A 22,092-nucleotide genomic window follows, 5' to 3' on the forward strand; every position below is an offset into this window, starting at 1 on the left:
CGGTCCCGCTCACCGAGACCGCGACGCTGTCGCTCACCCGATCATTGCCCTGGACGCTGTGCGTCTGGCTCGCGTCGAGGGTGTATGCATAGCTGAGGGTCGCGCTCTGGTGGCCGTCAGTGGTGTCGTAGCCGGTGATGACCAGGGAGCCTTCCCCGGTGTCTATCACCGACGACGGCGCGGCGCTGGTGAACGTCTGCAGCTCGGCCAGGGTGAAGGTGGTCCCCCCTACCGTAACGCTGGCGATGCCATCGGTGGCGGAGACGCCGAAGCTGCCGGTGTCGGTCTCGCTGTCGTTTGCGGCATCCGAGCCATCCGGTGACAGGCCGGCTTCATAGACGGTGCTGTCGGCCCCCTCGCCGGACACCGTGACCTGGGCGCTGTCCGCGGCGCCATTGATGGTGATGGTCAGGCTGGCCGGGCTGGTGTCACCGTCGGCATCGCGCATGGTGTAGCTCAGCGTCTCGCTGATGCTGTCGCTGGCGGTCAGCGCCTGGACGTCGGGGTCGCTGTTGTCCAGCTCGAAACGGTAATCCCCATTGGCGTCCAGTGTCAGGGTGCCGTATTTGGCCAGTTCGGCCAGGGCGGCGCTGTTGTCGCCCCAGCCCACGAAGCTCGCCGGCGCATCGGCGCCCGAGGCGTCATTGGCCAGCACGTTGCCGCTGACGACGTCAATCTCGCCGTCTTCCTGGAGGCTAGCCGTGTCATCTTGGGCCGTCGGGGCATCGTCGTTGATATCTATGGCGAGCGTGGCGGGCGCGGAAACATCGCCATCATCGTCGGTCGCCCGCACGGCAAAGGTGTCGGCCAGCTGGTCGGCCTCGCCGGTCTCGCCCTGCGCCGGGTGGTCGGCACTCTGGGTCAGGGTGTAGGACCAGCTCCCGTCGGTATTCACTGTCAGGATGCCGTAGGCGCCGGTGACCTGGGTGCCGTCCGCGCCGATCCCGATCCAGTTGCCGGCGGCATCCTGCACCTCGATAAGCGCCAGCAGGTCGGTGCCGGTGTCGATCTGGAACGTGCCCGACGTCGTCAGGGTGCCGCCGCCGCTGCCCGTTTCCGGCAGGGCCGATTCCCAGACCATGTCGCCATCGCCGTCGAGATCGATGGTGTCGACGGTCGGGAAGGAGTCCGGCTCATCCGGCGCCAGTTCCTCGATGGCTTGCCCTTCGACATCGGGAATCGCGCCGAGGGACGCCAGGCCGTACTCGTAGGAAAGCGGATTGACGTTCTCGGTGATCCGCGCAAGACGCACGAAGTCGTGCCCGCCGCCTTCACCGCCGGCGCCCCCGGCACCGGCCGCGGTGGCAGCGAGGTCTTCGAGAATATCCCCCTCGCCTTCATCGAGGGCCGTGAGCAGAGCCTCGAGATCGGCATCCTGGACGCTGGCATCCTCTGCAGCCACCGGCTGTTCGGTATCGAGGTCGGGAGTCATGACGACCTCCTGCCCCCCGTCGATCACGGTGGGGTCAAGGCCGTCCCCGAAGTCGAGTTGCACCCGGCCATTGTCCGAGGTGACGAGCGTCTCGCCTTCCTGAAGGGTGTCACCCACCCGCAGTTCGCGAAGATTGCCGGCCTCGTCGCGTGCCCAGGCCTGGCCGCTGATGGAGATGATGGTTGCGATGGTCATGAGATGACTCCCTGCGTACGAAACGCGTGTGATGCCGCCCACGGAAGGACGGTTTATATCATTAGGCTAGGCCAGGTGCCGGGGGAGGAATATTGTACTCTTGGGCAGGGACGGGCCCTGCCTTTGACATGCGTCAAGCCAACGGCATGGTCAGGAGCCGCGGAGTCTCACACGGCTTCCCGCTGGGCAAATCGAAGGATCAGCTGCAGCCGGTCGCGCACGCCGAGCTTGCGAAAGATGGCGCCGAGGTGCGCCTTGACGGTCCGTTCTGAGATCTCGAGCCGGCGTGCGACCTCCTTGTTGCTCTGCCCCTCCGCCACGGCCAGCGCTACGGCCCTTTCGCGATGGGTCAGCACAGAGAGGGCCTCATCCTGCTGATGCGACTCACCCCCCAGGGCCCGGTAGGCGCCGCCCATCACCTGGGCCAACAGCTCGGGCAGGACCCAGATCCCCTGGTGGCTAGTCACCAGTTCCATCTGCCGCAGCAACTCGGGTGGCGACAGGGCATGGGCATAGCCCCGGGCGCCAGCGTTCAGTGCCTGAAGGGCCTCCAGCGAGCTGGGCGCATAGCTTAGTACGTTGACGATAGCTCCGCGGCCGACGAGCAGAGTAACCAAGCCCAGCCACCCCTCGAGGTTGCTCATGATCCACACGCCGTCGCCGCGCCCAGCCTGGGCGCGCGCCTGCTGTGGAATGACCAGGCGTGCCTCGCCGAAGGCTGCGCGCCAGCGCGGGTTCTCGTCAGGCCCGTGACAGACAAAGAGCTGTGCCATCATCGTTCTCCCATGGAATTGTCCCAAGCCCGCAGCACGGGTTTGAGCAGGTACTGCATCACGGTTCGCTTGCCCGTCATGATGTCCACCTGGGCGGTCATGCCCGGAATCACGTCCAGCCGTTGATGCGTCTGGGCGTCTTCTGCCGTGCGCACCCGCACCAGGTAGAAGGTGTTGCCTTCGTCGTCGGTGATGGTATCGGCACTGATGTGGTCGAGCTCGGCCTCGAGCCCACCGTAGATGGCGAAGTCGTAGGCGGTGAGTTTGATGGTCGCCGGCTGTCCGGGATGCAGGAAGGCGATGTCCTGCGGGGCGATGCGTGCCTCCACCAGCAGGGCATCGTCGGTGGGCACGATGTCGACCACCTCCTGCCCCGGCTGGACCACGCCGCCAAGGGTGGTGACATTCAGGCGCTGGATCACGCCCTCCACCGGCGAGCGGATCTCCGACAGCCGCACTCGATCCTGCAAGCCGGTGCTGGATTCATCGAGGGCCGCCAGCTCGCCCAACGTCCGCGAGAGCTCGCTGCGCCACTCGTTTCGCGCGTCCAGCTCCACCTCGCGAAGCTGGGCCTGGGCCTCCTCGATCGCCGACTGCAGGCGCTCCACCTGGGACGCGGCCTGGGCACGATCGCCGCTGGCCCGGGAGACCTCCCGCTGGAGCCTGAGCACCTCGACCTCGGAAACGGCGCCGGACTGCAGCAGCGGCCGGGTGAGGTTGAGCTCCTGACTGGCCATGGAAAGCTCCCTGGCGGCGGTGTCACGCCGAGACTGGGCCTCCTCGAGCTCGGCGCGCCGCTGGGAGAGGCGCTCCTGCAGGATGCTCTTCTCCTCGGCCAGCTTGTCGAGGCCGTTCTGGTAGAGCTCGCGCTCCTGGTCGACGATCTCGGGGGCCTTGTCGACCAGCTCGTCCGAGGGGCTGAACGGCGAACCAGTGGCCAGCGCGCGTAGCCGCTCGGCACGCGCCTGGAGGGACTGTGCCTTGGCCCGGTTCTCGCGGAAGTTGGAGACGAAGCGAGTGGGGTCGATGCGCATCAGCAGTTCCCCCGCCTCGACGCGTTGCCCCTCCTCGACCAGGATCTCCTGGACCACCCCGCCATCGAAGGACTGCACCCGCTGCAGCTGGCTGGAGGGGATCACCCGGCCCGTGCCGCGGGTCACCTCGTCGATGGAGGCGAAGCTGGCCCACACCAGCAGGGCGACAACGGCCAGCACCACCACGTAGAGGAAGCCGCGCGCGCGGATTGGGTCCTGCTGGATGCGGGCCCAGTCGGCGTCGCTCGCCCAGTCGCGGCTCAGGTGTGCCGCGGTGACGCGCTTGGCAAAGAGCCGGTCGATGAAGGGCCGGAAGGGCCTGCCACCCGCCTCGGAGAAGCGGCCGATGGCCTCGAAGCCCTGCTGCTCGGCGGTCTTGTCCGGGGCTGCCATCAGCTGGCCCTCCCGATCTGGCCCTTGCGCAGGGCTTCCACCACCTTGTCCCGCGGGCCATCGGCGACCACCTTGCCGGCATCGATGACCAGGATGCGATCGACCAGCGACAGCAACGAGGTGCGGTGGGTGACGACGATCAGGGTCTTGCCCTGGCCGTAGGCCTTGAGGTTGGCCTTGAAGGCCTCCTCGCTGGCATGGTCCATGGAGCTGGTGGGTTCGTCGAGCAGCAGGATGCGCGGGTCATGGACCAGCGCCCGGGCGATGGCCACGGACTGGCGCTGGCCGCCGGAGAGCATCTGGCCGCGCTCGCCTACCGGCAGGTCGACCCCCTGGGGATGCGCATTGACCAGGCTGTCGAGGCCGCTCAGCTTGATGGCGCGCAGCAGTGCCTCGTCATCGACCCCGTCGCTGCCACCACCGGCGATGATGTTGTCGCGCAACGAGCCGAAAAACAGGCTGACATCCTGAGGCACATAGCCGATATGGCGGCGCAGCTGCAGGGGATCGAACTGCCGAATGTCCACGTCGTCGATCATCACCGCCCCGGCGGTGGGCTGGTAGAGCCCCAGCAGCAGCTTGTTGAGGGTGGTCTTGCCGCAGCCCACGCGCCCCAGCAGGGCCACCCGCTCGCCCGGCTCGATGGTCACCGAGACGTCATGCAGTGCCTCGCGCTCCGCCTCGGGATAGCGCAGCGATACCTTGTCGAAACGGATCTCACCACGCACCACCGGGCGGTCGATGAACGTCTTGCCGTCGGGGCGTTCCACCGGCCGCTCCATCACCGCATTGAGCGACTGCAGGGCCGTGGAGGACTGGTGGTACTGCGCCAGCAGCGCCGCGGCCTGGCTGATCGGGGCCATGGCCCGCGACGACAGCAGGTAGGCGGCGATCAGCCCCCCCTGGGTCAGGTTGCCCTCGATGATCTGGTAGACCCCGATGATGATCACGCACACGGCGACACTGTGCTGGGCCCATAGCGCCACGCTGGACACCGAGGAGCTGACCAGGCGCAGCTGGGCAGAGGTGCGCGACAGGAAGGCCGAGGCCTTCTCCCAGGTCCCCTGGATGCGGCTCTCGGCCCGCAGCGTCTTGACCATCTCCAGGTTCGAGAGCGATTCGACCAGGGTAGCGTTGCGCTGGGCGCCTACTCGCCAGGTGGTCTCGGAGAGCTCATGGAGCTTGCCCTGGGCGGCCATGGCATAGAGCAGCACGAAGACGATACCCACCAGCACCGGGATGACCAGCGGCGGGCCGATCAGCGCAATGATCGCCGCGAACATCAGCACGAAGGGTAGGTCGACCAGGGCCACCACCGTGGCCGAGCCGATGAAGGCGCGTACCGACTCGAAGGACTGCAGGGTCGCCGCGAAGGAGCCGGTGGAAGCCGGTCGCGCCTCCATGCGCAGCCCCAGCACCCGGGCCATGATCGACGACGACAGCTTGACGTCGGCACGACTCGCCGCCAGGTCGACGAAGGCATTGCGCATCAGTCGCAGCGCCAGGTCGAAGCAGAGCACGATGAAGATCCCCGCCGAGAGCACCCACAGCGTCTCAGTGGCGTGGTTGGGCACCACCCGGTCGTAGACGTTGAGCACGAACAGCGGCATCGCCACCGCGAAGAGGTTGATGACTACCGAGCCGGCGATAACGTCGCGATAGAGCTTGCGATTCTCGCGGATCACACCCCAGAACCAGTGGCGCGAACGCTGCCGGTTGACCTCGGGCCCGCGGGCATCGAAGCGGAAGCGCGGCCGCACGTAGATGGCCTGACCACTGTAGCTCGCCTGCAGGCCATCCAGGCTCACCTCGGTCTCGGCATCCCCCAGCTCGGGAAAGATCACCCGGGCGCGGCGTGCCTTGAGATCGAGGGCCACCAGCACGCAGGCCCGCCCCGGCTCGAGCAGCAGCACGGCGGGGAACAGGGCGGGATTGAGCTGCACCAGGCGGCTCTGGATGATCCGGGCGGTGAGCCCGGCACGGGACGCGGCGCGGGCAAAGACACCGGGGGTCAGGCGCCCCTCCTCCAGGGGGAGGCCGGCGGTCAGCGACTCGGCCGTGACCGCATGGCCATGGACCTGCGCGATGGTCTGCAGGCACTCGAGCAACTCGTCATGCACCGCCGACCGGGAGGGACCCGGGCCCGGGTCCAGATCTTCTTTCTGCGACACAACCACCTCGATAATCGATACGCCCCGCCGTGATCACGGCAGGGCGAAACAGGCCGGCAGACCGCGCCTGCCGGCGTGATGGTGTCATGGGTCAGCCGCTCACCGCATAGCTGCCATTGAAGGCGCTCCCGCTGAGATCCAGGTTCTCGCCGACACGCTCCAGGGTCACCTCGACGCGACGGTTCTGGCGGCGTCCGTCCACCGTGGCATTGCTGGCCACCGGCTGCCGCGAGCCATAGCCGCGCGTCTCGATCAGCCCCCGCTCGACCCCCTGGCTCACCAGGTAGCCCGCCACGCTGTCAGCGCGCGCCTGGGAGAGCGGGTCGTTGATGGCATCGGAGCCAGTGATATCGGCATGCCCGGCGATGAACACCCGGGCGAGGTTGGTCATGCCACGGATCTCGGCCGCCAGGCCGTCGAGCTCGCCACGCGCCTCGGCGGAGAGCTCGGCACTGTTGATCTCGAACAGGGCATCGGCCGAGAGAATGACGTCCGGCGCCCGGGCCGGGGCCTCGATGCCGCCGGTGAAGTCGGCCAGGGTGAAGCCCTGAGGGCCTTGGGCCGGACAGATCACGTCCGGGTTGATCTCTACCCCGTCGCTGCCCAGCTCGGCCAGGGTCGGCAGGTCGTCTCGACGCACCTCCAGCGTCTGCATCAGCTGACCCATGGCGGCCAAGGTACGAGCGTCTGCCAGCGCCACATCATAGCGGGCATTGGCGTAGGCGCGACTGGCCTCGAAATATTCGTTCTCGCTGTCCAGGACGTCGAGCAGGGTACGTTGGCCGATGTCAAACTGCTGCGCGTAGGCGCCCCGCACCCGGTCGATGGACTGGCGATGCTCGTTGAGGTACTGCAGCTGCTCGCGCAGGCGCTGGGTATCGTTGTAGGCAATCTGGGTGGTCTGGCGCACGTCGACGCAGGCCTTCTCGCGCAGATTCACGGCCTGCTCGACACGATTGCTGGCGGCACGGAAGGAAGCCAGGTCACTGCCGCCGTTGTAGAGGTTCATGCTGGCCACCAGCTCGATACTGTGGCGATCCCGGCGTTCACCATTGGTGAGTGCATCGAAGCTACCGCTGTCATTCTCGTAGGTGCCGGTGCGGCCACGCAGGTCGAGGCGCGGTTGGAAGGCCGAGCGGGTCCCGCGCTGCTCGGCGCGTGAGGCCTCGATGTTCTCGATGGCGGCATGGAACTCGGGGTTGCCCTGGAAAGCCAGGTCCAGTGCCCGGTTCACATCCGCCGGCAGACGCTCGTCCATCTGCGGGGCCGGGGCCAGGTTCTCCGCCGGCAGGTCGCCGATGATACGCTGATAGCGCGCGGTCACGTCGTGGAGGTTGGAGGCCTCCGTCATCAGATTCGACTCAGCCAGCGCCAGGCGGCCGCTAATCTGCTCCAGGTCGACGCGACGCCCCGCCCCGGAGATCACGCGCGCCTCGATCTGGTTGTAGACGCGCAGGTGCTCACGGTAGTTATCCTGGGCCAGGCGCACCAACTCGCGGTAGCGTTGCACGTCCAGGTAGGCGCGAGTCGCCTCCAGGCTGGTCTTCTCGCTGGCCCCAATTAACTCGTAATAGCTCACCAGCTCGGCGCGGTCGAGGCGTTCGACCTCGCTGGCCGTGGCGAAGCCGTCCCAGAGCATCTGGGTGATGGTCAGTTCAGCATAGCTGGTGTCGTAGCTGCCGCGACTGTCGAGTTCTCGGTTTTCCCTCCCGATAGCGGCCGAGACATCGACGCTGGGCAGATAGTTGCCGCGCGCCACCCCGATATCATTACCGGCAGCGCGAAAGTTGCTCCATGCGGCCTGCACTTCGGGGTTGGTCGTGATCGCCTGCTGGACCACCTTGCGCAGGTCGGCACTTCCCGGGGCTGCCAGTCCCGCCGGCAGCGTCTGTGCCACGGCCGAAGCGAGTGGCAGCAGTGCCAGGGAAGTCCCCAGAGCCAGAGAGCCAGCAAGGCGACGAACAAAGGGGCTGCTAGATGCGTCAGTCGTGCGTTTCATGGGTGTTCCCTTTCATGATGGCTAATGGCCCGGTGTTCTGAAAACCAGACCTGCCAGGAAATGAGATGATCTTCTTGTTGTGGCGGGTCCCATGGGTCGACGTCGCAGTCCCATGGCGCATCCCTTCCCGACTTCCTATGTCGACCCTCCCGAGGCGCCCCATCGGCCAGGCTCAGGATCGGTCGAAAGCGTCAGACACCTCATGCCATTTCATGAGGTGTCGCTTTGTAATCCAGCGTAACCGAACAAGAGAATTTGTCCACTGCTGAAGAGCGCTAAGCGGGCAGGAGAAGATCGACGCTTGATGTAGGACAAGACCGACAAGGCGGCACCGCCCCGGCCGCTACGGCAACCGCGCCGGCAAGCCACGCCCGGCGGCAAACGTGGTATCGTCTGACCGGTCCCCGAAACGGCATGGTCACCCAAGGAGAACGTCTATGGCCTCATCGGAAATCCAGAAGACCCGCGTGATCAACGAGCTGCGGGGCTTCATCAAGAAACTTCTGCAGGACCCGAAGATCCTCGAGCAGTCACTGGAGATCACCCGCCGCCAGCTCGGCGAGCCCGGTGAGGGAGATGTGATGGCGCGGATCGCCAACGAGATCTCCGACACCACCAGCGTGCACATCCCCGAGGATCCCCAGGACCACTCCGAGGCCGACCGGCTCTTCCTTGAGCTGCTCAGGGAAGTGGTCAAGGAGGAGCAGGCGCTCTACTGACGCCCGGCCCGCCCCGCTACCCTGCCCTCTCCCGGCCAAGAGCCGGGAGAGCAACGTCAGCGACCTGCACGACCCCCAGTACGGGGCCGGGCCTGCCCTTGGTAGCCCGCCCTTGATAGAATGGATGCACATTGTTGCTGCTGTTCCTGTCGAATGACCTATCTGCTCAAGCTCCACCCCGAGATCACCATCAAGTCCCGCTCCGTCCGCCAGCACATGATCCGCTGCCTGGCCAGCAATGTGCGCAACACCCTGCGCCAGCTGGATGAAGGCGTGCGCGTCAAGAGCGGCTGGGACGCTCTGCTCGTGAGCCTGCCCGACACCCTTCCCGCCGGCCGTATAGCGGAGATGGAGGACACCCTGACCCGAATCCCCGGCATCCACGAGGTGCTGGCCACCGAGACGGTGCGCTGCACCTCACTCGACGAGGCCGCCGCCTGGATCGTGCCGCACTGGAAGGCGGCCATCGCCGGGCATCGTTTCCGGGTCCGGGCCAAGCGCCGGGGGGACCACGACTTCTCCTCCATGGATCTCGAGCGCAACCTGGGGAGCGCCCTGCTCGCGGCCGAGCCCTCGGCACGGGTCGACCTGAAGCACCCCGAGGTCGTGGTGTCGGTGGAACTGACCCACCGGTGGCTGCAGCTGATCCGCTCGCGCCGGCCGGGCCTGGGAGGCTACCCGCTGGGGGTTCAGGGCCAGGCCCTGGCGTTGGTCTCGGGAGGGTTCGACTCGCCGGTGGCGGCCTGGCGGATGCTGCGCCGCGGCATCAAGACCCACTACCTGTTCTTCAACCTCGGCGGCCCGGCCCACGAGACCGGCGTGCGGGAAGTCACCCACCACCTCTGGCAGCGCTACAGCGCGTCCCACAACGTCGACTTCACCTCGGTGCCCTTCGAGGGCGTGGTCGCGGAGATCCTGCGCAGCATTCCCGATGGCCTGATGGGGGTGATTCTCAAGCGAATGATGGTGCGGGTGGCCAGCCGCGTGGCCGCCCGCTCCGGCATCCCGGCACTGGTCACCGGGGACGCCATCGCCCAGGTCTCCAGCCAGACCCTCACCAACCTGGCGCTGATCGACGCGGCCAGCAAGCTGCCGATCCTGCGCCCACTGGTCACCGAGGACAAGCAGGAGATCATCGACACGGCCCGCCGGATCGATACGGCGCGCTTCGCCGAACGGATGCCCGAATACTGCGGGGTCATCTCGCGCCGCCCCCACACCCGGGCGCCCACCGACAAGGTGCTCGCCGCCGAGGCCGACTTCGATTTCACGGTACTCGATGCCGCCATCGAGGCCGCCACCGTGACCCGCGCCAACCGCCTGCTGGAGGGCCAGCGGCAACCCGGCGAGGTGACCGTCATCGACTCGCTGGCCACGCTGGCCCGGATGCCGGCGGTCAGCGTGATCGACATCCGCCCCCCGGACGAGCGCGAGGCAGCACCGCTCGAGCTTCCCGAGGTGCCCTGCCTGGCGATTCCCTTCTACGAGCTGCAGGACCAGGCAGTGACCCTGCCCGGCGACCGCGACTACCTGCTCTACTGTGACCAGGGGGTGATGAGCCGCATGCAGGCGCTGCACCTCATGGATCGCGGCATGTCCCACTTCGGCGTGCTTCGTTACGCCTCCTGAGCCGCCGCACGAGCGGCGCTCGCGGAGATGTTCTCTGCCCGGCTGAGCCACTTTTTCCGGCATCCGGCGACACTACAAAAAGATGCCATCTGCAGGCGGATCTTGCCGGGGTGGCACATGGGCGGGCACTCCCTACGAGCAAACGGGCGAGGAAGACAACCGCCTTCCCCGCCCGCCGCTGTCGATAGCCGTGATCGCCCGGCCACCCTGGCCAGGTTGCTGGTGCTCAGCCGCTAGCAGATCTCTTCCCAGAGCCGTTGCTGGAAGTCCTCGGGGAGTTCCGCCACCCGACCGAGACGCGAGAGGTGGGCGTTGGCCATGTCCTTGGCGACCTCGTGGTAACAGCTGTGCAAGGAAGCGGAATCCGAGAGAGACTTGGCATCGGCAAGACAGCTCCAGACCTTGGCATTCGAGATCGCGTAGGCATTCAGGAACTCGGCCTCGACCTCTACGGCCTCGAGCACGGATTCCATCCAGGCACGCTGCAGCCTGGCCAGCGGATGCGAGGCGTCCATCCAATGATGCATCCACCAGTCGAACACCGGCTGCGAGGCCTCGGCGACACCCGCCGGCAAAGCGGTGACGGTAGAGTGAGGCGCCGCGTGAGTCATTTCGGGGGTCACTTCGGGAGTCGAGTGATCCCTGGACACTTGATTAGCGGTTGACATCTTTAACACCCTCAAGAACGAAGGATTTAGTACGCTCTTGAGTGTAGCGGCGGCCACCCCACGCGGTGAGACAATTTTGGCACGACGTTATCTTGTCGTGAATTCGCCCAACCACACCCCGCCAGCCTCGGGATGGGGCGGGCAATCGGCGGAAGCATCACTGATGTCGGGAGGCCAAAAGGTTCCGGCCCATGCGGGGCATGGGACGGGTGATTGCTCACTCGCAGGGCACCACGCGGCGCGCGGTGTCCTTGGCCCAGAGACTCTTGCCGTCCGGGGTGGTGCCGTGGGCGTTCCAGGTCTCGCTGACCTCGACGCAGTAGGAGCCGAGATCCTCGACGCGCTTCTCCGGGTCGGCGGGGCGCTCGGCGCGGATGCAGCCATGCGCGAAGATGGCTACAATCGTGGCCTGATTTTCAACAGGATACCCTGAGCCGCCATGTCGAACACCGCCCGCGCCTCGCGCAAGATCCTGGTCACCAGCGCCCTGCCCTACGCCAACGGTGCCATCCACCTGGGCCACCTGCTGGAGTACATCCAGACCGACATCTGGGTGCGCTTCCAGAAGAGCCGCGGGCATGAGTGCCACTACGTGTGTGCCGACGATGCCCACGGCACGGCCATCATGCTGCGTGCAGAGCAGGAGGGCATCACCTCCGAGGCGCTGATCGAACGGGTCTCCCGCGACCACCAGACCGACTTCTCCCGCTTCGGGGTGGCCTTCGACAACTATCACTCGACCCATTCCCCGGAGAACCGCCACTTCAGCGAGCTGATCTACACTCGGCTGCGCGACAAGGGGCATATCGCCACTCGCGATATCGAGCAGATGTTCGACCCGGTGAAGGGCCTGTTCCTGGCCGACCGCTTCATCAAGGGCACCTGCCCGAAGTGCAAGGCCGAGGAGCAGTACGGCGACAACTGCGAGGCCTGCGGCGCCACCTACACGCCGGCGGAGCTGATCGAGCCGGTCTCGGCGATCTCCGGTGCCGCGCCCGAGGTGAGAAGCTCCACCCATTTCTTCTTCAAGCTACCGGACTTCGCCGACTTCCTGAAGGCCTGGATCGACGATGACCATGTCCAGCCGCAGATCCGCAACAAGCTGATGGAGTGGTTCGAGTCGGGCTTCAACGAGTGGGACATCTCCCGCGATGCCCCCTACTTCGGCTTCGAGATCCCCGACGCGCCAGGCAAGTACTTCTACGTCTGGCTCGACGCCCCGATCGGCTACCTGGCCAGCTTCCAGAACCTGTGCGACCGCAAGGGGATGGACTTCGACGCCTACTGGGCACTCGACTCCGACGCCGAGGTCTATCACTTCATCGGCAAGGACATCGTCTACTTCCACGCCCTGTTCTGGCCGGCCATGCTGCACGGCGCCGATTTCCGGACACCCACGGCGGTCAACTGCCATGGCTTCGTCACGGTGAACGGCGCCAAGATGTCGAAGTCGCGCGGCACCTTCATCAAGGCCGCGACCTATGCCGACCACCTCAACCCCGAGTACCTGCGCTACTACTTCGCCGCCAAGCTGACCTCGCGGGTCGACGATCTGGACCTCAACCTCGAGGACTTCGCGGCACGGGTGAACAGCGATCTGGTGGGCAAGGTGGTCAACATCGCCAGCCGCTGCGCCGGCTTCGTCAAGAAGCTCGGCGGCTCTCGCCTCGCCGGCCACTGCAGCCAGCCCGAGAGGGTGGCGCGCTTCATCGCCGCGGGTGACGCCATCGCCGAGGACTTCGAGGCCCGCGAGTTCGGCCGCGCCATGCGCCGCGTGATGGAGCTGGCCGACGAGGCCAACACCTACATCGCCGAGGCCGAGCCCTGGGTGCTGGCCAAGCAGCCGGGCCGCGAACAGGAGGTGCTGGAGATCTGCTCGGTAGGCATCAACCTGTTCCGCCAGCTGATGGTCTACCTGGCGCCGGTCGTGCCGGCCATGGCCGAGCAGGCCCGCGCCTTCCTCGGGCTCGACACCCTCGACTGGCACAGCCGCCACACCCTGCTGGTGGACCACGAGATCGCCAAGTTCAAGCCGCTGATGACCCGTGTGGAGCGTGACAAGATCGATGCCATGATGGCGGCATCGAAGGAGGACCTGGTGGAAGAACAGAAACTCAAGGAGACGGCGAAGGGCCCCCTGGCCGAGGAGCCCATTGGTGACGAGATCGGCTTCGACGACTTCGCCAGGGTCGACCTGCGCATCGCCCGCATCGCCCAGGCGGAGTATGTCGAGAAGGCCGACAAGCTGCTCAAGCTGACCCTGGACCTGGGCGGCGAGACCCGCACCGTCTTCGCCGGCATCCGTGCCGCCTATGCCCCGGAGGCCCTGGAGGGACGGCTGACGGTGATGGTCGCCAACCTGGCGCCGCGCAAGATGCGCTTCGGCGTGTCCGAGGGCATGGTGCTCGCCGCCGGCAACGACGACGGCATCTATCTGCTCGGCCCCGATTCCGGCGCCGAGCCGGGCCAGCGGGTGCGCTGAGGCGCCGCCGTGACGGAGACCGATGCCCGCCCCCGGGCCGCGCTGATCGAGGTCATCGATACCGAGCTGCCCCAGACCCAGTGCGGCAAGTGCGGCCAGCCCGGCTGTCGCCCCTATGCCGAGGCCATCGTCGACGGCGAGGCCATCAATCGCTGCCCACCCGGCGGCGACGTCACCGTGGCGCGACTGGCGGCGCTGACCGGTCGCGCGCCGCAGCCACTGGCCGAGCCCGCCCAGCCACCGCTGGTGGCGTGGATCCGCGAGGCCGAGTGCATCGGCTGCACCAAGTGCCTCCAGGCCTGCCCGGTGGATGCCATCCTGGGGGCATCCAAGCGCATGCACACGGTCATCGTCGATGAATGCACCGGCTGCGAGCTGTGCGTGGCGCCCTGCCCCGTGGACTGCATCGACCTGCTGCCTCACCCCGCCTGGGAAGCCGCCGAAACCCATCAAGAGCGCGACGCCTACCTGGCACGCCGCGCCACGCTGGGTCGTCGCCGCCATCGCGCCCGCCAGCAGCGCCTGGCCCGGGAGGCCCGGGAGAGGCGCGTGGAGCGCCAGAAGCGGCTGATTCGGCAGCGCCAGCGGTCGGGGCCGGGCAGCGCTGCCGGCCCGGGCCCGCAGCGCCAGGGTCAGATGGCCGTCAACGCCGCCGAACAGGCCCTGCGCCGGGCCAGGCAGCAGCTGGCCCACGCCGAGCGCCAGGGCGAGGCCAGCGCGCTCGAGGCGGCCCGGGGGCAGGTCGACAGTGCCAGCCGGCTGCTTGCTGAAGCGCGAAAGGCGCTGGAAGGCGCTAAGCGCTCTTAAATGATTCGAGACTTGGACTGACTGCTTACCGCTCGGGGCTGATCCGGCGGCAGGCCTGCGAGGAGGCGCTGTAAACCCTTCCCTGGGCGCTACCGATGCCATCCCTGGCATAGGACCTCCTCTTCGGCCTGCCCCCGGCGCCCCCTCGCTAGGGAACGCCATGAACGCCCAGAAACGCCACGAGATCTTCGCGCGGCTGCGCGACCACAACCCCGAGCCGACCACCGAGCTGAACTGGACGACCCCCTTCGAGTTGCTCGCCGCCGTGTTGCTCTCGGCCCAGGCCACCGACGTGGGGGTGAACAAGGCCACCGCCCGGCTCTTCCCGGTGGCCAACACGCCCCAGGCGATCCTTGAGCTGGGCCTCGACGGCCTCAAGGCGCACATCCGGACCATCGGCCTTTACAACACCAAGGCCGAGAACCTGATGAAGACCTGCCGGATCCTGGTCGAGCAGCACGGCGATGAGGTACCCCGCACCCGCAAGGCCCTGGAGGCCCTGCCGGGCGTCGGCCGCAAGACCGCCAACGTGATCCTCAACACCGCCTTCGGCGAGCCCACCATCGCCGTGGATACCCATATCTTCCGCGTGGCCAACCGCACCGGGATCGCCAGGGGCAAGGACGTGGTCGAGGTCGAGAGGAAGCTGCTGCGCCATGTGCCGAAAGAGTTCCGCCAGGATGCCCACCACTGGCTGATCCTCCATGGGCGCTACACTTGCCTGGCGCGCAAGCCCCGCTGCGGTAGCTGCATCATCGAGGACCTCTGCGAGTACCCGGAGAAGACCGAGCTGTGACCGGCGCCCACGCTGGCCTGCCGCGGCGCCGCATGCCTCGCGACCCGCCGGAGTGAGCGCTCTGGCTGGCACAAGTGCCCGCCGGCTGGTTCACTAGCCGCATGACCGCCAACGAGACCCGCCCATGGAAGCCCTGAAGTATCTCCTGCTGCCGCCCGTGATCAATGCCCTGCTGATCCTCGCCGGCCTGGTCCTGGGCGCTCGCCGGCTGAGCGGCGGCCTGCTGGTCACCCTGGGGCTGGCCAGCCTGCTGGCCCTCTCCACCCCGCTGGTGAGCCACGCCCTGCGCCAGGGGCTGGAACCACCGGCCCTTGCCAGCCCCGCCCAGCTTCGCCAGGCCCAGGCCATCGTGATCCTCGGTGGCGGACGCGACTACGCCTCGCCGGAGTTCGGCTGGGGCGATACCCCCTCCAATGCCAGCTGGCGCCGGCTGGCCTATGGCGCCCACTTGCACCGAGAGACCCGGCTGCCGATTCTGGTCAGCGGCGGGCGCGTGCATGACGAGTACAGCGCCGAGGCGAGCCTGATGGCGGCGGCGCTGCGCGACGTCTTCGAGGTGCCCGTGCGCTGGATGGAGGGGCGCAGCCGCAATACCGCCGAGAACGCCCGCTACACCGCCGAGATGCTGGGGGGCGAGGGTATCGAGCATGTCGCGCTGGTCTCCCAGGCCTGGCACCTGCCGAGGGCGGTGTCGGAATTCGAGCGCGCCGGCCTGTCCGTCACGGCCGCGCCGACCGAATTCGCAAGCGCCCCACCGCCGGGTATTCAGGCCATTATCCCGCGTGCCTACCACCTCCACCAGAGCAGCCGCGCCCTGCACGAGTGGCTGGGGCGGGCCGAACTGGCCCTGCGCAACCACCTGCTGCGACGCGGTGACTGACCCCAATGTCGAAGCGCCATGCCTGCCTTGAGGCGCTAGGCTGGCCGCTACGTTCCGTCTTCTCGACACGAGGCTCGACATGCTGGACCTGCTGATTCCCTTCTCCCTGGCCGCCGCCTTCGGTGCCCTTGTCGGCTCGCTGTGCCGGCTGACGCGCTGGCCCGGCCGCGAACGCCCCCTGCTCTTCCCGCTGGTGGGCCTCGTCGCCGGCATCACCGCCTTCTTCATCCACCTGGTGCTCAACTGGGTAACCGGCGCGCCGGCCTGGTGGCTGCCGGTGCTGGTGATCCTGCAGGTCTGGCTGTGGCTGGGGCCGCTGGGTCCGAGACGCGGGTGGCACCGCAAGTAGCCACGGCCCCAGCAACTGCTGCTCCACCCCCTCGGGCGAAGAGCCGGCCGAGGGGCCGGGCCAGCGCCGGTACCGGGGGCTTGCCGAGCGAGGCGAACACCAGACGCATCACCAGCGGTGGCATGGCGGAGCCATCGGCATGATGCAGCCAGAAACGGTAGCGCTCGTGCGCCTCCTGCCAAGGTCGTCTTTGCCACCACCCGGCCGGCCACTAGACTGATCGGTAACCATGCATAAACGACCGCACACTCATAGGAGGGCACCATGGCCAAGGTGCTGGTGGTGGACGACGAACCCAACATCGTCCTGTCCCTGGAATTCCTGATGCAGCAGGCCGGTTTCCAGGTAGACACCGCCGAGGATGGCGAGAGTGCCCTGTCGTGCATCGCCGAGTCGCCCCCGGACCTGGTGCTACTGGACATCAGCCTGCCCGGCATCAGCGGCTTCGACGTCCTCGAGCGCCTGCGCAACGACCCCGCCCATGCCCGGCTGCCGATCATCATGCTCACGGCTCATGGGCGCGAGGTGGAGCGCGAGAAGGGCCTGGCCCTGGGCGCCGACGACTACGTCACCAAGCCCTTCTCGACCCAGGCGCTGGTCGAGAAGGTCAAGACGTTGCTCGCCGAGGTGTCCTGATGGCCAAGCATGGCTCCCGCCTGCCCCGCCGCCAGCGGCTGATCGGCCTGTGGCTGCTGCTCAGCGGCATCAGTATCTTCGGCGGCGCCGTGTTCGCGCTGTGGCTGGACGGCCTCGCTGGTCTCGAGGGCACGGCGCGGCTGCTGCTGTGGCTGGGCTGCTTCTCCGGGGGCGGCACCATCTTCCTGGTCGGCCTGCTGCTCGAGCGCCAGCTGTTCACCCCGCTGCGACACCTGCAGGTCCAGCTGGCCCGCCTGGTGGCCAACCCGGATGCCCGCCAGGACTACCCGCCCGAGGGCTGGCTGCGGGGGCTCGGCCCCGACCTGATGCGAGTTCGCGAGGCCTGGCGGGCCGACCGCGAGCGCCTGGCGACCGCCCATGCCGAGGGCGCGCGCAGTGCCGCCCGCATCCGCCAGGAACTCGAGACCCTGCTCCAGGTCCTCGACACGCCACTGCTGCTCTGCGACCACCACCGGCGGGTGCTGCTGTTCAACCAGGCCGCCGAGACGCTGTTCGAGGGCCATCCCGGCCTGGGGCTCGGCAAGCGACTCGACGCCCTGCTGCCGATCTCCAGCCTGGCGGATGCGCTGAGCCAGCTGCCCGACGACGGGGCGCCGCGGGAGATTCTGGTGCCCTGCGACGAGCGCTGGCTGCACGTGGTGCTGCGCCGCGTCCCCGACAGCCACCACGAGACGCTGCTGACCCTGACCGACACCACGGCGGCCTGGACCAGCGAGATGGGGGCCCGTGCCGACATCGCCGAGATGCTGCCGGTACTGCGCCGCCACAGCGCCAGCCTGACCAGTGCCGCCGACGCCCTGGTCGGCGTGCGCGACGATGCCGCGGCCGGCGAGCTCGGGAAGCGCCTCGAGGCGGTGATCGACGAGGAGAGCCGGGCGCTGGCCGCCCAGCTCGAGCGCATGGGCCGGCTGATGGAGGACATGCACCGCGAGGGCGAGCGCCTGGTCCCGCTGTGGTCCAATGATCTCTGGGCGGCCCTCGGCGAGCGCCAGGGCAACGCGTCGCTGCGCATCACCCCCATCGGCATGCCCGCCTGGCTGAAGGGCGACGCCCCGGCCCTGTTGGCGCTGCTCGACTCGCTGCTCCCTCGCCTGGCAGCGCATTCCGGCCAGGCCACGCTGGAGGGCGAGGTGTGCCTGGGCAACCGCCGGGTCTACCTGGACCTCATCTGGCGCGGGCGCCCGCTGGGCGAGAAGATACTGGACGAGTGGCGCGCCGAGCGCCTGGACGCCCTGCCCCTGGCCCCCCGGGTCGGCGACGTGCTGCGCCAGCACACCAGCGATGCCTGGAGCATCGCCGACGAGGACGGCGAGCATGCCCGCCTGCGCCTACCGTTGCCGGCCACCGAGCGGGTCGGCGCGCCGCGCCCGCGCACCCCGCCGCGCCCGGAATTCCACGACTTCGGCATCGCCGACATGCCCCCGCCGGATGCCGAACTGGCGGCCCGGCCCCTGAAGACCCTGGAGGTCGTGGCCTTCGACACCGAGACCACCGGGCTGGAGCTGCGCCGCGGCGACACCGTGGTCAGCATCGGCGCCTGCCGCATCGTCAATGCGCGACTGCTGGCCAGCGACACCTTCGACCTGCGGGTCGACCCGGGACGGCCCATCCCGCCGGCCAGCACCGCCATCCATGGCATCACCGATGACGACGTGGCCGGGGGCCCCCCGCTCAACGTGGCCCTGCCGCGCTTTCGCGACTACATCGGTGAAGCGGTGATCCTGGCCCACAACGCCGCCTTCGACCTGCTGGCCATCCAGCCCCCCGGCGGCGGCATCGCGTTCGACATGCCGGTGCTCGACACCCTGCTGCTCTCCCGGGCACTCGACGACAGCCTCGACGGCCATGACCTGGACAGCCTGGCCGACCGCTATGACCTGAGCTTCCCGCCCGGCACCCGCCACACTGCCCTGGGCGACGCCCGGGTCACCGCGGAGCTGTGGCTCTCGCTGCTGCCCCGGCTGGAGGCGCGTGGCATCGAGACGCTGGAGCAGGCGCTGGCGCTGCAGGCCAGCGCCTTCGACAAGCAGGACGCCTTCGCCTCGTGAACATGCCGCGCCTGAAGGAGCGCCTGGTCGCGCTGATCGTACTGGCGGCCCTGCTGTTCTCCCCGCCCCTGCTGCTGATCGCCGACCATGCCCCGACGGCCCCCGCCTGGCTGGTGGCCTACCTGTTCCTGGCCTGGGCCGCGGTAATCGCCCTGATGGCCTGGCTGATGGAACACCATCACGAGGAGTGACCCCGGATGCAGGCTGACACGCCATGAGAAGCAGCGTCGTGGTCCTGACCGTGGCCTTCGGCTACCTGGCGCTGCTCTTCATCATCGCCGCCTGGGGGGATCGCCGCGCCGAGCAGGGGCGCTCGCTGATCGGGTCGCCCACCGTCTATGCGCTCTCCATTGCCGTCTACTGCACCGCCTGGACCTTCTACGGCAGCGTCGGCCGCGCGGCCCAGTATGGCCCCAGCTTCCTGCTGATCTACCTAGGCCCGACCCTGGCGATGCTGATGGCCCCCTTCGTGATCCGCAAGATGGTGCGCATCGCCAGTGCCCAGCGCATCACCTCCATCGCCGACTTCATCAGCGCCCGCTACGGCAAGAGCTCGAGCCTGGGGGCGCTGGTGGCGCTGATCGCCCTGATCGGCATCACTCCCTATATCGCCCTGCAGCTCAAGGCCATCACCGTCAGCCACGCGGTGCTGGTCAACTACCCCCAGGCCGCCGAGCTGCGCCTGGCCGACGAGAGCTTCTGGGCCGACAAGTCATTCTGGGTCGCCCTGGTACTGGCGGTATTCATCATCCTCTTCGGCACGCGCCACCTGGACGCCAGCGAGCGCCACGAGGGCATGGTGGCGGCCATCGCCTTCGAGTCGCTGGTCAAGCTGGTGGCCTTCCTCTCGGTGGGGGTCTTCACCGTGTTCGTGCTCTTCAACGGCCCGGCGGAGCTCTTCGCCCGGGTCGGCGCCATGCCCGAACTGACCCGGTTGATGAGCCTGGAGGCCGTGCCCGGCGGTGCCCTGGGCTGGGTGGGCATGCTGGTGCTGGCCTTCCTGGCCTTTCTCACCCTGCCGCGGCAGTTCCAGGTGCTGGTGGTCGAGAATGTCGACGAGCGACACCTCAAGCGCGCCAGCTGGCTATTCCCGCTCTACCTGCTGGTGATCAACCTGTTCGTGATCCCCATCGCCCTGGCCGGGCTGCTGCTGGGCGACGCCAGCGGCGACCCGGACAGCTTCGTGCTCACCCTGCCCCTCTCGGCCGGGCTCGATGGGCTGCCGCTGCTGGTCTTCATCGGCGGACTCTCGGCCGCCACCGGCATGATGATCGTCGAGACCATCGCCCTGTCGACCATGGTCAGCAATCAGCTGGTGATGCCGCTGTTGCTGCGCTCGCGCCACCTCCACCTGAGCACCCGGGGCGAGCTCGCCGGCTGGCTGCTGCGCATCCGCCGAGTGGCCATCCTGCTGATCCTGCTGCTCGGCTACCTCTACCATGCGCTGATCGGCGACGCCTACAGCCTGGTGACCATCGGCCTGGTCTCCTTCGCCGCCGCCTGCCAGTTCGCCCCGGCGCTGCTGATCGGCCTGTACTGGCGGGGCGCCAACCGACTGGGGGCCGGACTGGGCATGAGCGCAGGCTTCCTGATCTGGGCCTGGACCCTGCTGATCCCGGGCTTTGCCCAGTCCGGCTGGCTGGAGGCCGGCTTCCTCGACCGGGGCCCCTGGGGGCTCGCCTGGCTGAGGCCCTATGCGCTGTTCGGGCTCGAGGGCTGGGACATCTATACCCACTCGCTGCTGTGGAGCCTGGCCGCCAATGTCGGCCTGCTGGTGGGCATCTCGCTGTTCACCCGCCAGTCACCGCTGGAGCAGACCCAGGCGGCGTTGTTCACCGAGGCCATGCACCCCGGCCTGGTGCAGACCTCGCTGTGGCAGGGCCAGACCACGCGTGGCGAACTGCGCGCCCTGCTCGATCGCTACCTGGGGGGCGCCGCCACCGCCCGCGTCTTCGCCACCCACCCCGACGAAGCCGACGACAGCCAGCCCGCGCCGCCGGGGCTGACCGCCCGCGCCGAACAGGCCCTGGCCGGTTCGCTGGGCAGCGCCTCGGCGCGGGTACTGATCGACTCGGTGGTGCGCGGCGAGGCCTTGAACCTGGAATCGATCCTCAGCATCCTCGACACCACCTCCGAGACCCTGGAGGTCAACCGTCGCCTGGAACAGAAGTCCCGGGAGCTGGCACGCACCAGCGAGGAGCTGCGCGCGGCCAACGAGCGCCTGCGCGAGCTCGACCGCCTCAAGGACGAGTTCGTGGCCATGGTCAGTCACGAGTTGCGCACGCCCCTCACCTCGATTCGCGCCTTTGCCGAGATCCTGCGCGACAGCAGCGACCTGCCCGACGAGAAGCGCCACCACTTCCTCGACGTGGTGGTGCGCGAGAGCCAGCGGCTCTCGAGGCTGATCGAGGAGATCCTCGACCTGGCAAGACTCGAGAGCGGCCGCCTGACCCTGGAGCCCCGGCGCCTGGACCTGGTGACCCTGGCCCGCCACGGCGTGGATGCGGTGCACCGACTGCAGGAGAACCGCGGGGTGACCCTGGAGGTCGAGATCGTGCCGGAGACCGCGACGGTCATCGGCGATCCGGACCGTCTGGAACAGGTGATCATCAACCTGCTCGACAATGCCGGCAAGTTTGCCGACGACGACGACCCGCAGGTACTGCTGCGCCTCGAGCGCTACAAGGATCACTACCGCCTCGCCGTGGAGGACAACGGCCCCGGCATCGCCGAGGACGAGCGTGAGCGGGTCTTCGAGAAGTTCCACCAGATCCAGCGACAGGACGGTGGCGAGGCCCGCGGTCGCCCCCGCGGCAGCGGCCTGGGCTTGCCCATCAGCCGCGGCATCGTTGCCCACCTGGGGGGGCGACTGTGGGTCGAGGAGGCGCCGCGGCTGGGCGGTGCCTGCCTGGTGATGGAGTTGCCGGAAGCGCCGGCGTAAGGCGTAAGCCGTAAGCCGTAAGCCGTAAGCCGTAAGCCGTAAGCCGTAAGCCGTAAGCCGTAAGCCGTAAGCAGAAATAAGTAATCCGTAAGACGCATAGCTGAAGCTAAGCTATCTGA

The 22,092-nt window shown here is 68.0% G+C and carries 17 protein-coding genes; 11 read left to right on the forward strand and 6 right to left on the reverse strand.

Features of this window, described 5'->3' with window-relative positions; genetic code table 11:
- From OP497_RS16675 to OP497_RS16695, 5 genes are all read right to left on the reverse strand, one after another.
- The coding region (locus OP497_RS16675) for a retention module-containing protein (RefSeq protein WP_280550460.1) at positions 1–1,627 on the reverse strand (1,627 nt) is incomplete at its 3' end.
- A gap of 167 nt (positions 1,628–1,794) precedes the next feature.
- The gene (locus OP497_RS16680; protein ID WP_280550462.1) at positions 1,795–2,400 is read right to left on the reverse strand and encodes a response regulator transcription factor; all 606 of its coding nucleotides are present in this window, start codon (positions 2,398–2,400) and stop codon (positions 1,795–1,797) included.
- On the reverse strand, positions 2,400–3,827 hold the full coding sequence (locus tag OP497_RS16685; RefSeq protein WP_280550463.1) for an HlyD family type I secretion periplasmic adaptor subunit: 1,428 nt from the start codon (positions 3,825–3,827) through the stop codon (positions 2,400–2,402). Before OP497_RS16685 ends, OP497_RS16680 begins: the two co-directional genes overlap by 1 nt.
- The gene (locus tag OP497_RS16690) at positions 3,827–5,998 is read right to left on the reverse strand and encodes a type I secretion system permease/ATPase (RefSeq protein ID WP_280550465.1); all 2,172 of its coding nucleotides are present in this window, start codon (positions 5,996–5,998) and stop codon (positions 3,827–3,829) included. The genes OP497_RS16685 and OP497_RS16690 overlap by 1 nt, the downstream gene beginning before the upstream one ends.
- 91 nt (positions 5,999–6,089) lie before the next feature.
- Positions 6,090–7,997 (reverse strand): TolC family outer membrane protein, encoded by a 1,908-nt coding sequence (locus tag OP497_RS16695; protein WP_280550467.1) that lies wholly within the window; start codon positions 7,995–7,997, stop codon positions 6,090–6,092.
- Between the two features lie 437 nt (positions 7,998–8,434).
- Between OP497_RS16695 and OP497_RS16700 the strand changes: the two genes are divergently transcribed.
- Positions 8,435–8,716, forward strand: a complete 282-nt coding sequence (locus OP497_RS16700) for a hypothetical protein (RefSeq protein WP_280550469.1) — start codon at positions 8,435–8,437, stop codon at positions 8,714–8,716.
- A gap of 153 nt (positions 8,717–8,869) precedes the next feature.
- Positions 8,870–10,345 carry a tRNA uracil 4-sulfurtransferase ThiI gene (gene thiI / locus OP497_RS16705; protein ID WP_280550471.1) on the forward strand — a complete coding sequence of 492 codons (1,476 nt, stop codon included), beginning with the start codon at positions 8,870–8,872 and terminating at the stop codon, positions 10,343–10,345.
- A gap of 233 nt (positions 10,346–10,578) precedes the next feature.
- On the opposite strand, the gene OP497_RS16710 is transcribed toward thiI, so the two are convergent.
- Positions 10,579–10,956, reverse strand: coding sequence for a hypothetical protein (locus OP497_RS16710; protein WP_280550473.1), 378 nt, complete (start codon positions 10,954–10,956; stop codon positions 10,579–10,581).
- Between the two features lie 496 nt (positions 10,957–11,452).
- Between OP497_RS16710 and metG the strand changes: the two genes are divergently transcribed.
- From metG to OP497_RS16755, 9 genes are all read left to right on the forward strand, one after another.
- Positions 11,453–13,495 carry a methionine--tRNA ligase gene (gene metG / locus OP497_RS16715; protein ID WP_280550476.1) on the forward strand — a complete coding sequence of 681 codons (2,043 nt, stop codon included), beginning with the start codon at positions 11,453–11,455 and terminating at the stop codon, positions 13,493–13,495.
- 9 nt (positions 13,496–13,504) lie between these two features.
- Entirely contained in the window at positions 13,505–14,302 is a 798-nt protein-coding gene (locus tag OP497_RS16720; RefSeq protein WP_280550477.1) for an RnfABCDGE type electron transport complex subunit B, read from the forward strand.
- 160 nt (positions 14,303–14,462) lie between these two features.
- Entirely contained in the window at positions 14,463–15,098 is a 636-nt protein-coding gene (nth, locus tag OP497_RS16725) for an endonuclease III (protein ID WP_280550479.1), read from the forward strand.
- A gap of 124 nt (positions 15,099–15,222) precedes the next feature.
- Positions 15,223–15,978, forward strand: coding sequence for a YdcF family protein (locus OP497_RS16730; protein WP_280550480.1), 756 nt, complete (start codon positions 15,223–15,225; stop codon positions 15,976–15,978).
- A gap of 79 nt (positions 15,979–16,057) precedes the next feature.
- Entirely contained in the window at positions 16,058–16,327 is a 270-nt protein-coding gene (locus tag OP497_RS16735; protein WP_280550483.1) for a hypothetical protein, read from the forward strand.
- A 264-nt stretch (positions 16,328–16,591) separates the two neighbouring features.
- A complete protein-coding gene (locus OP497_RS16740; RefSeq protein WP_280550485.1) occupies positions 16,592–16,963 on the forward strand; it encodes a response regulator in 372 nt (123 codons plus the stop codon).
- Entirely contained in the window at positions 16,963–19,032 is a 2,070-nt protein-coding gene (locus OP497_RS16745) for an exonuclease domain-containing protein (protein WP_280550488.1), read from the forward strand. The genes OP497_RS16740 and OP497_RS16745 overlap by 1 nt, the downstream gene beginning before the upstream one ends.
- Positions 19,033–19,034: 2 nt before the next feature.
- On the forward strand, positions 19,035–19,223 hold the full coding sequence (locus OP497_RS16750; RefSeq protein WP_280550491.1) for a hypothetical protein: 189 nt from the start codon (positions 19,035–19,037) through the stop codon (positions 19,221–19,223).
- A 23-nt stretch (positions 19,224–19,246) separates the two neighbouring features.
- Positions 19,247–21,973: a sensor histidine kinase gene (locus OP497_RS16755; RefSeq protein WP_280550489.1), complete on the forward strand. Its 2,727-nt coding sequence runs from the start codon at positions 19,247–19,249 to the stop codon at positions 21,971–21,973.
- The last annotated feature ends 119 nt before the right edge of the window (positions 21,974–22,092 follow it).

Origin of the sequence: Halomonas sp. 11-S5, from assembly GCF_029889825.1 — a bacterium.
Taxonomy (GTDB): Bacteria; Pseudomonadota; Gammaproteobacteria; order Pseudomonadales; family Halomonadaceae; genus Halomonas.

What these genes read in the sequence shown, in the direction of transcription:
- OP497_RS16680 (WP_280550462.1), bottom strand. Translation starts at nt 2,400, where the DNA reads ATGGCACAGCTCTTTGTCTGTCACGGGCCTGACGAGAACCCGCGCTGG.
- OP497_RS16685 (WP_280550463.1), bottom strand. Translation starts at nt 3,827, where the DNA reads ATGGCAGCCCCGGACAAGACCGCCGAGCAGCAGGGCTTCGAGGCCATC.
- OP497_RS16695 (WP_280550467.1), bottom strand. Translation starts at nt 7,997, where the DNA reads ATGAAACGCACGACTGACGCATCTAGCAGCCCCTTTGTTCGTCGCCTT.
- OP497_RS16700 (WP_280550469.1), top strand. Translation starts at nt 8,435, where the DNA reads ATGGCCTCATCGGAAATCCAGAAGACCCGCGTGATCAACGAGCTGCGG.
- thiI (WP_280550471.1), top strand. Translation starts at nt 8,870, where the DNA reads ATGACCTATCTGCTCAAGCTCCACCCCGAGATCACCATCAAGTCCCGC.
- OP497_RS16710 (WP_280550473.1), bottom strand. Translation starts at nt 10,956, where the DNA reads ATGACTCACGCGGCGCCTCACTCTACCGTCACCGCTTTGCCGGCGGGT.
- metG (WP_280550476.1), top strand. Translation starts at nt 11,453, where the DNA reads ATGTCGAACACCGCCCGCGCCTCGCGCAAGATCCTGGTCACCAGCGCC.
- nth (WP_280550479.1), top strand. Translation starts at nt 14,463, where the DNA reads ATGAACGCCCAGAAACGCCACGAGATCTTCGCGCGGCTGCGCGACCAC.
- OP497_RS16730 (WP_280550480.1), top strand. Translation starts at nt 15,223, where the DNA reads ATGGAAGCCCTGAAGTATCTCCTGCTGCCGCCCGTGATCAATGCCCTG.
- OP497_RS16735 (WP_280550483.1), top strand. Translation starts at nt 16,058, where the DNA reads ATGCTGGACCTGCTGATTCCCTTCTCCCTGGCCGCCGCCTTCGGTGCC.
- OP497_RS16740 (WP_280550485.1), top strand. Translation starts at nt 16,592, where the DNA reads ATGGCCAAGGTGCTGGTGGTGGACGACGAACCCAACATCGTCCTGTCC.
- OP497_RS16745 (WP_280550488.1), top strand. Translation starts at nt 16,963, where the DNA reads ATGGCCAAGCATGGCTCCCGCCTGCCCCGCCGCCAGCGGCTGATCGGC.
- OP497_RS16750 (WP_280550491.1), top strand. Translation starts at nt 19,035, where the DNA reads ATGCCGCGCCTGAAGGAGCGCCTGGTCGCGCTGATCGTACTGGCGGCC.
- OP497_RS16755 (WP_280550489.1), top strand. Translation starts at nt 19,247, where the DNA reads ATGAGAAGCAGCGTCGTGGTCCTGACCGTGGCCTTCGGCTACCTGGCG.